Origin of the sequence: Microcoleus sp. MON2_D5 (assembly GCF_036701905.1) — a bacterium.
Taxonomy (GTDB): Bacteria; Cyanobacteriota; Cyanobacteriia; order Cyanobacteriales; family Microcoleaceae; genus Microcoleus.
The window spans coordinates 1-8,402 of the sequence record NZ_JAUBRM010000155.1; the positions used below are offsets into that span (position 1 = coordinate 1).

Genomic DNA, 8,402 nt, shown 5'->3' on the forward strand with positions numbered 1-8,402 from the left:
GAGGTACTGGAATAATAATGAATCCTCCTGTATTTATTGTTTTAAGCACTGCCTAGCCCTTAACTGAACCGTATTGGTTGATGACCCTCATTTTATTAATAGCACTCGCCTACAGTAGTGCCATCATGCAAGGAACAAATCTCAAAATGAAATCGGTCAAAAAGTACATTGTTCGCCCTCAAGAGTCACAAAGAAAATATGCAAGACGGAGTACCTTTGGCAGTGGTTTAGATAGCCACCAATGGCTAACATACCTGGAAAAATATGCCGACGCAGTTCAAGAGTTAATGACTTTAACCCCGACTAAGCGCTACTTTTACCAACAGGGGATGAGAGCTATAAGTCAGATTCAGTCTAGCTCTTAGCCATCTTGTCACCCCCCCAGGCTATCGTGATGAATTCAAAACATTTTGGGTTACATCACTTTTTTGCTGTGCGGGATGCTAGCACTGCACGGTGAAAAATATTATTCCGATGCAAAGGGAAACAATATCAGGCCTTGTAGCTTTTGAGAACTGAAGTCCGATGCTGCGAACCTAATTATATTTTTTTCAGCGCTTTTTATATTGTTCGTAAGAGAATTAATTTATCGCAGGCAAGATTTATTTAATTTGCAACAGCATATAACCTTTGTGCTGTAAAATGTAGCAGTTCTCAGTGACCGACTGTATAGTAGGAACTTACCGAGGCCCTATTTTCGTGTCGGCTATCGGCTAAAATCCATGATAAATCTTGTTCTTAGCAAAGTCTCGATTAATAAAAAGAATGCAACTGTAGGCGCGTAATCCAAACCCATACAAAAAAAGCAATTCCCAATTCCCAATTCCCAATTCCCAATTCTAAAATCTAAAATGGTATGACTTTCATCTCCCTTCAATATGCCCTGTTTTTGTTAGTTTTGTTCGCCGCTTACTGGTTGGTTCCGCTGCGGTGGTGGCGGCTGTTCATCATGTTGGCGGGTAGTTTAATTTTTTACGCTTCGCTGCAAATTTGGTACATTCCTCTGCTGTTAGTCGGTGCTTTGTTTAATTACTGCTTGGCGATGGCCATTGGGGAACCTCTGGATTGGCGGATTGCTAATGAATCTTGGAACCGCCGCCGTTTGTTGCTGCTGTGGATAGGCATCTGCCTGAATGTGTTGCTGCTTCTGGGCTTTAAGTATGTGCCTTTTTTATTGAGTTCGATCGGCACTTTGTTCAATTGGCCTTTAGCTATCGACGGGGCTGACTGGGTGAAAAGTCACGTCATCGCACCTTTGGGATTGAGTTTCTTTTGCTTTGAGTGCATTGCTTATTTGATTGACGTGTACCGAGGCGCGCCTGCTGCTACTTCGCTGCTGCACTTTGCTGCTTACAAGTTGTTTTTTCCAAAACTGATTTCCGGCCCGATTACTCGGTATCACAACTTGATCTATCAACTGAAAACCCAGCAATTTCCGACGCCCGATCGCATTTCTGAGGGACTTTGGACGATCGCCTTTGGTGCAGTAAAAAAAGGTCTTTTCGCAGATAACTTGGGAATTTATGCCGATTTAAGCTTTACCAACTTGCAGCGGGCGGGTAGCGAGGATTTGTGGCTGGCTATTTTTGCTTACGGGCTGCAACTTTATCTCGATTTTAGTGGCTATGTTGACATGGCGCGGGGTACTGCTTTGCTGCTGGGTTGGTATTTGCCACCAAATTTTGATTTTCCTTATTTTAGTGCCAGCATAGCTGATTTTTGGCGGCGCTGGCACATGACTTTAGGCGATTGGCTACGCAATTATTTGTATTTTCCTTTGGGCGGTTCGCGAGTCGGTTTGTGGCGCACTTGTCTGAATTTGTCGATTGTCATGTTAATTGCGGGAATTTGGCACGGGGCAGCTTGGGGATTTATTGTGTGGGGAGGTTTACACGGTTTGGCTTTGGCGGCTCACAGGCTGACTGATGTGCTGTTTAAGCGGTTGCGGATCGAGTTTTTGTGGGAAAATCCGATCGGTATTGCGATCGGTTGGCTGTTGACTCAGGCGATGGTTTTTGCTAGTTGGATATTTTTCCGTCTTCCCGATTTAAAGGATTCGGGATGGGTGATTTCGCATTTGTGGGGACACACTGCTGACGTGCAGTTTGCTGAGAAAGTTTATGGCGAAGCTTTGGGTTTGGAAAGAGTGCATTTAACTTGGATGTTGGCGGCTTTGGCGGCGGCGATGGTGGGGAATTATGCGTTGAGTCGGGGTTTGAAATTGGAGTTAAATTGGCCGCTGAAATTGGTGTTAGTGCCGCTTTGTTTGTATGCGGTTTGGGTGTTAGCTCCCGAAGGGGGTTTGCCTTATATTTATTTTGATTTTTAGGGTATTATAGCCGAAGGAAGAAGGAAGAAGGAAGAAGGAAGAAGGAAGAAGGAAGAAGCAATAAAATCAATCGTTTCAGCCATTAACAACGTCCTAACGGTCTTGGCGGTTGCTATATTTGATTTTCCTTTTATTGCCCGTAAGGTGCGCTAGGCGCACCATACAACTACATTGAGGTGCGCCGAAGTGATTCCCCGCTTTGGTGCTCGGTGTCCACCCTACAACTCACAGTCAACAGTCAACAGTCAACAGTCAACAGTCAACAATCATTTCGCTCCTGGGCGCTACAACTGATAAGAACACCAGTCACTCCAGCTACCGACATAAAGTTTAGCATCGGGAATTCCGGCGATTTCTAAAGACAGTAAATTAACGCAAGCCGTCACCCCGGAACCGCAATAAACAATAATTTCTTCGGCTTTTTCTAATTCCGTCCACCGCTGTTTTTGTTCGGATGCCGATCGCACTTTTCCAGTTTCATCCGTCACCCCTTGCCAAGGATAGTTAACCGCACCCGGAATGTGACCTGCAATGGGGTCGATCGGCTCCCGCAAACCTTCATATCTCTCGCTTTCTCGCGAATCAACCAAAACCTTTCCCGGCAAGTCTTTACGCTCTTTTACCGCCTCAATATCTACCGCCAAATCCTGCTGCAAGTGGGTCACAAATTTACCCTCCCGGGGTTCTGGCAAAATATTTGTTACCGGATAGCCCGCCGCTTTCCAGCCGCTGAAACCGCCGTCTAACAAAGCCACTTTGCTGTGTCCCATATATCGCAGCAGCCACCACAAACGAGCGGCAAAAGCCAGCCGTGAATCGTCATAGGCGACGACTAAAGTTTCAGGTGAATTAATGCCGATCGCGCTCAACTTCTCAGCTAATTCTTCAATATTTGGCAGCGGATGTCTACCGCCGTGTTTGCCCACTGAACTCGCGAGATCGCGGTTTAAATCTAAATAGAAAGCTCCCGGAATGTGACTTTCTTGATATTGTTTTTGTCCCAATTCAGGGTCGGCAAGGGAAAACCGACAGTCAATGATTACAACTTGCGGATTGTCGGTATTGGTGGCTAACCATTCAGGAGAAACGATTAAAGTGTTGTCAGTCATAATTTTTCCAATCTATATTTGAACATTATCTCGAAGGAGATTTTTTCTCGGGTTCTGCTTTGTCGGAAGGAGATTTCTCTGAAGCTCTATTTTCAGAATTGGATTTTTTAGGAGTTGCTTTTTCCGGAGTTTCTTTGGGCGAATTGGATTTTTTAGGAGTTGCTTTTTCCGCAGGTGATTTTTCGGCGGGTGCGGGAGTTGGAGTTGGCAGAGGGGGAGTTACTGCTGCTTCTTGAGCGTAAAGCAGATATTTCTGATACTCGATTACTTTTGCTTGAGCTAGTTGATAGTTGGGGCTAGAGACTGGTACTCTTCTCATTAATGAGACGGCTTCTTGCCAACGATCGGTAACTGTAGTCCAATCTTCCTTGGTTTTTGCCGCTCGGCCTAATTCTGCTGCTTTGAGTGCGCTGTTAACGGCTTCTCGAAAAGTATCTGGTGCAGTTGCTAAATTTGCTGTTTCATCGGGATTCTCCCCCGCAGTTGCTGCTGGCTGGTTCAAAATTTTACCGACAAACGCCACAACGGCGATCGCCAACATACCCGTTACTAGCCCGACTACAATGAAAGTCGATCGCAGCCGATTCTCAAATGCAGCAAGTTCCGGCGGTTTTTCCTCCTCCTCAAAATTGTTCTCCATCTCTGTGCGATCGTCAATATTAGCAACCGCAGTATTTGGCACAGATTCTCCCCCAAAGCTCTGTGGGTCAAAATTGCTGTTCTCCAAACTAAACTCTTGACTCCAAGCAGCAGCAATCTGACCGCTTTCTCGGCCCTCAACCTTCACTTTACGAATCGAATCCGGCTGCAAATTCGTCAGCTCGGTGCGGACAAAATCAACTAATGTATTTTCTATGGGTACCTGCTCGGCCTCAAGAATTACATCCAAACAGTCGCCGTCGAGATTCGCGGAGGCGGTGATGCCTTCAGATTGCAACTGGCTGTTTAGCCAAGATGCGATCGCCTCCGGGTTTCCCTGCTTGGCAAGTTCCTGAAAATTAAGCTCTGTCATAGCTAGACACCTGATAATGCAGAATGTAGAAGGCTGAAGGAAGTTCGGTAACGGATTACGTAACGGATGTAACGGATGGAAGAAGTCAGAAGGCTTTAGTTATTTAGCACAGAAGTCAGAAGCAATATGATAGCTCATGTTTCAGCAATTAAGAACGTCTTAACCTTCGGGCGCGGTTGCTATAGAAGGCAGAATTAATGAAAAAGTCAGAAATAATTTTTTTAAAGTTGAAAACACCCTCACTGAAATTCAACAAATAGTATAATGTATCGTGGCAAATCCCAGCCCAAAGACGCAAATTATCACTCTCGCTCCGCCTCCGAACCCTTGGGAAAAGACTCGCAGTCCTGACTCCCAAACGAACTCAGGTTTGTAGTGAGGAATGCAAGTCGTCTTGCTCAGCCGCCAAATACTGCTGCTGCAACCAGGTTTTTGATACCGGGCGCGCCAGTCCAGATATTGCAAGCATCGCCCCTACAACCAGCATCCGCCTGGAAAAATCCTCGATCGCGCGGATGCCAGATGAGAAATTTTAGAGGAAAAATTTGTGCGATCGCAGTGCCATCGGCGGACAGCGAGTGATATCATCAGTTAGTCAATATTCAAGTTTTTATAGCAAATAACTCGATCGCACAATGGTAGCAATAGCAATTTTAGCGGCGGGACGCGGCACGCGCATGAAATCTGACTTGCCCAAAGTTCTACACGAATTAGGCGGTCGATCGCTAGTTGAGCGAGTCCTCCAAAGTTGTCAAGAAATTCAAATTACCAGGCGACTTGTCATCGTCGGTTATCGAGGCGAACTCGTTAAAGAATCCCTGATTCGAGGTCAAGAAATATCAGGGAAAAATCTTCAATCTCCTCCCCTAGAATTTGTAGAACAAACCGAACAATTGGGCACCGGCCATGCCATCCAACAATTGCTGCCTCACTTAGAGGGATTTCAAGGAGACTTGCTGGTCTTAAATGGGGATGTACCTTTGCTGAGGGCAGAAACTATCAAACAATTGATGGCAATTCACAAACAGCACCAAAACTCTGCTACTTTATTGACAGCTAATTTACCTAATCCTCAAGGGTACGGCCGAGTATTTACCGACAGTCAAAACTTAGTCCAGCAAATTGTCGAAGACCGCGACTGCACACAAGCTCAAAAGCAAAATCACCGCATTAATGCAGGTGTTTACTGCTTTCATTGGCCGGATTTAGAGAAAATTTTGCCAGAATTGAAGGCAGATAATGACCAAAAAGAATATTACCTAACTGATACGGTAAATTTCCTCAGTCCGGTGATGGCGGTGGATGTAGAAGATTATCAAGAAATATTGGGAATTAACGATCGCAAACATTTAGCCACAGCTTGCGATATTTTGCAAACGCGGGTAAAGGACAAGTGGATGACGGCGGGAGTGACGCTGCTCGATCCCAACAGCATCACCATTGACGATACAGTAGAGTTGCAGCCGGATGTGGTAATTGAACCGCAAACTCACTTGCGGGGAAACACTTCGATCGCCTCTGGGAGTCGCATCGGCCCCGGCAGTTTGATTGAAAACAGTCAGATTGGGGAAAATGTGACTGTGCTTTATTCGGTGGTTTCTGACAGTATGGTTGCTGAAAATTCGCGGATTGGCCCTTACGCCCACTTGCGGGGACACGCAGAAATTGGGGCGAACTGCCGCGTCGGCAATTTTGTAGAATTGAAAAATACTCAAATAGGCGATCGAACTAATGTCGCTCACTTGTCTTATTTAGGCGACGCGACTTTGGGAGAAAAAGTCAACATCGGTGCTGGGACAATTACGGCAAATTATGACGGAAAAAACAAGCACAAAACTCAAATAGGCGATCGGAGTAAAACGGGTTCTAACAGCGTGCTGGTTGCACCGGTAACTTTGGGGGAAGATGTTACTGTAGCGGCGGGTTCTGTGGTGACAGAAGATGTGCCGAATGATTGTTTAGTAATTGCCCGTTCCCGGCAAGTTGTCAAGCCAGGTTGGAAGTTGAAAGAACCTCAAAAGTGAACGATTGTTCACTTTTTAGATGATGAGTTTCCACCTGCGAGTTTCGCATTCGATACCAAAGAAACGGGGTTTTTATCACGGGGGCGATCGCGCTCTAGGAGAGATTTTGGTAAAAAACCCGGTTTCTGCGTAAGTCGGCAAGCTTGAGAAATCGGGTTGATGGCGATCGGCTATTTTTTGTTATTTTTGCTGGTGCAGATAGTTGTTAATCGCTTTGGCGATTTTTTCTTGCTCGTAGGGACTCATAGTGCGGGGTAGGGAGATGCGAGAACCTCCACAAACTAACAGTCTGACTTCGTACCAAATGTCCTTATCCAGATCTTTTGTTCGATCGACTTCCACGCCATAAATCTCGCACAGAGAGTATTCAATTACTTTACGTGCAAACAAACCCTGCTGTTTAACAGTCAAGGTGTTTAAATTTCCATCGAAGCTGTAGGTTTCATTATTTCTCAAGACGATCACTGCGGCTGCTGCGAGCAAAAATATGCCTCCTGTCCATCCCAACCAGCGATCTTCTTGGCTTAAGCGCAGCAATCGATCTTTGGCATTTTTCACAAAAAAATTGATGTCAGAAGCAACAGCGTCTTGGCTTCCCCAATTAGGGGAGTTAGCAGTGAAAGGAACATAGCCAACAGAAGTCAGAAGTACAACTCTGGTTTTATAGCCGCATCTTTGAACTTTAGCTCCCTGCAAAGAAGCAAGCTCAATTTCTTGAATTTTTGAACCCAGTAAATTCGATCGCACAATCTGGCAAGTGCCTTGTTTTGCCTGCAATCGCTGGCAGATCAGGGTTGCTTTATGATAATCAAAAGCCAGCCCGAACAGTCCAAGGGCTATGAATAAACAACTAGCCAACCAAAAATCAAATATGCTTTGAGTCTGAATTATTAATTCACTTGCTGTTTGCTTGATTATTTTCATTTATCTCGCCTTAAATTCCAAAAATGATGTTACAGATGCCTTACTAACCCCGATCGGCAGAATTGTTAGCTTATATATTATTTGAAGTCGTCCTCTGCGATGACCCCTTTTATTTTGGTAATAGGTTACCACTAAAATTTCTGACAGACAACAAATGTCGCGAGTTTACCTGCTGGGTTTAAGATAGCTTTCCATTATTTAAAATAGATGAATCTTAAAAATATATTAATTATGTTATGGGAATAAAACCTTAGTTTCGCGCTCCGTAGGAAAGTAATCACCCAGGTGACGGCAGGTTTACATTTTGTTACATTTAGGTTTATTTGCGCCTACTTAATTATCGTTAGTTATTAATTTGGGGGATTCCCTACAGGATAGCTACGGTTCACGGACTTGCAGGGCAAATACATTGCTAAGCGTGCGATTATCCCTAATCGATATATAACTGCGAATCAAGTCAGCCATTTTGTGTTGTTCTGTTAGTGAATAGCTTCTTAAACAGATGATATCGCCCCCGAACATCCACAAATCAACATAATAGCTACGATTTCCCTCGCTATCTCCTATTTCCTCTAATTCTACCGCAGAAATCTCGTGCGTTGGGCATTCGGTAACATCATGAAGCCATACACCCCGTCGTTTAATGGTCATTTTGCTAAAAGTTTTATCAAAAATGTATGTTTCATCTATCGCGCCGTCCAACAAAGACAGCGAAAATAACAGAAATATGCCTCCACCTATCCAATTAGAAGCTAAAATAATCTGCAATAGTCCAATGACGATGAAGGGAGAAATTAATAGTAAACCATCCCGGGCGCTGGAAGTTTGAATTGTTAGTTGAGTTGGTGTTTGCGTGAGAATTTTCATCAGTTTATTTGGGATTTTCACAAACAAGGTGAATTACTTATCTATCCGCTGTATGCAATTTTTGGCGTTGCTGAATCAAGGTATGAATACTGCTGGAACGGGAACATCCTGAAATTTTAGGTAATGTATTAATAATT

Annotated in this window: 8 protein-coding genes; 4 read left to right on the forward strand and 4 right to left on the reverse strand. The window is 44.5% G+C overall.

The genetic code is table 11. The features are described 5' to 3' along the window. The first annotated feature begins 146 nt into the window (after positions 1-146). On the forward strand, positions 147-365 hold the full coding sequence (locus QUA47_RS29300) for a hypothetical protein (protein WP_333433385.1): 219 nt from the start codon (positions 147-149) through the stop codon (positions 363-365). Between the two features lie 491 nt (positions 366-856). After that, positions 857-2,329 carry an MBOAT family protein gene (locus QUA47_RS29305; protein ID WP_333433386.1) on the forward strand — a complete coding sequence of 491 codons (1,473 nt, stop codon included), beginning with the start codon at positions 857-859 and terminating at the stop codon, positions 2,327-2,329. 284 nt (positions 2,330-2,613) lie between these two features. On the opposite strand, the gene QUA47_RS29310 is transcribed toward QUA47_RS29305, so the two are convergent. Then, a complete protein-coding gene (locus QUA47_RS29310; protein WP_190738222.1) occupies positions 2,614-3,438 on the reverse strand; it encodes a sulfurtransferase in 825 nt (274 codons plus the stop codon). Positions 3,439-3,463: 25 nt separating this feature from the next. Then, positions 3,464-4,450, reverse strand: coding sequence for a hypothetical protein (locus tag QUA47_RS29315; RefSeq protein ID WP_333433387.1), 987 nt, complete (start codon positions 4,448-4,450; stop codon positions 3,464-3,466). A 375-nt stretch (positions 4,451-4,825) separates the two neighbouring features. Between QUA47_RS29315 and QUA47_RS29320 the strand changes: the two genes are divergently transcribed. Together QUA47_RS29320 and glmU are read left to right on the forward strand one after the other, a co-directional pair. Then, on the forward strand, positions 4,826-5,032 hold the full coding sequence (locus QUA47_RS29320; RefSeq protein ID WP_190662386.1) for a hypothetical protein: 207 nt from the start codon (positions 4,826-4,828) through the stop codon (positions 5,030-5,032). A 53-nt stretch (positions 5,033-5,085) separates the two neighbouring features. Beyond that, positions 5,086-6,474 carry a bifunctional UDP-N-acetylglucosamine diphosphorylase/glucosamine-1-phosphate N-acetyltransferase GlmU gene (glmU, locus tag QUA47_RS29325; RefSeq protein WP_333433388.1) on the forward strand — a complete coding sequence of 463 codons (1,389 nt, stop codon included), beginning with the start codon at positions 5,086-5,088 and terminating at the stop codon, positions 6,472-6,474. A 180-nt stretch (positions 6,475-6,654) separates the two neighbouring features. Here glmU and QUA47_RS29330 read toward each other — a convergent pair whose 3' ends face one another. Further along, positions 6,655-7,398 (reverse strand): hypothetical protein, encoded by a 744-nt coding sequence (locus QUA47_RS29330; RefSeq protein ID WP_333433389.1) that lies wholly within the window; start codon positions 7,396-7,398, stop codon positions 6,655-6,657. Between the two features lie 378 nt (positions 7,399-7,776). Beyond that, positions 7,777-8,265, reverse strand: a complete 489-nt coding sequence (locus tag QUA47_RS29335) for a hypothetical protein (RefSeq protein ID WP_333433390.1) — start codon at positions 8,263-8,265, stop codon at positions 7,777-7,779. Positions 8,266-8,402 lie beyond the last annotated feature (137 nt).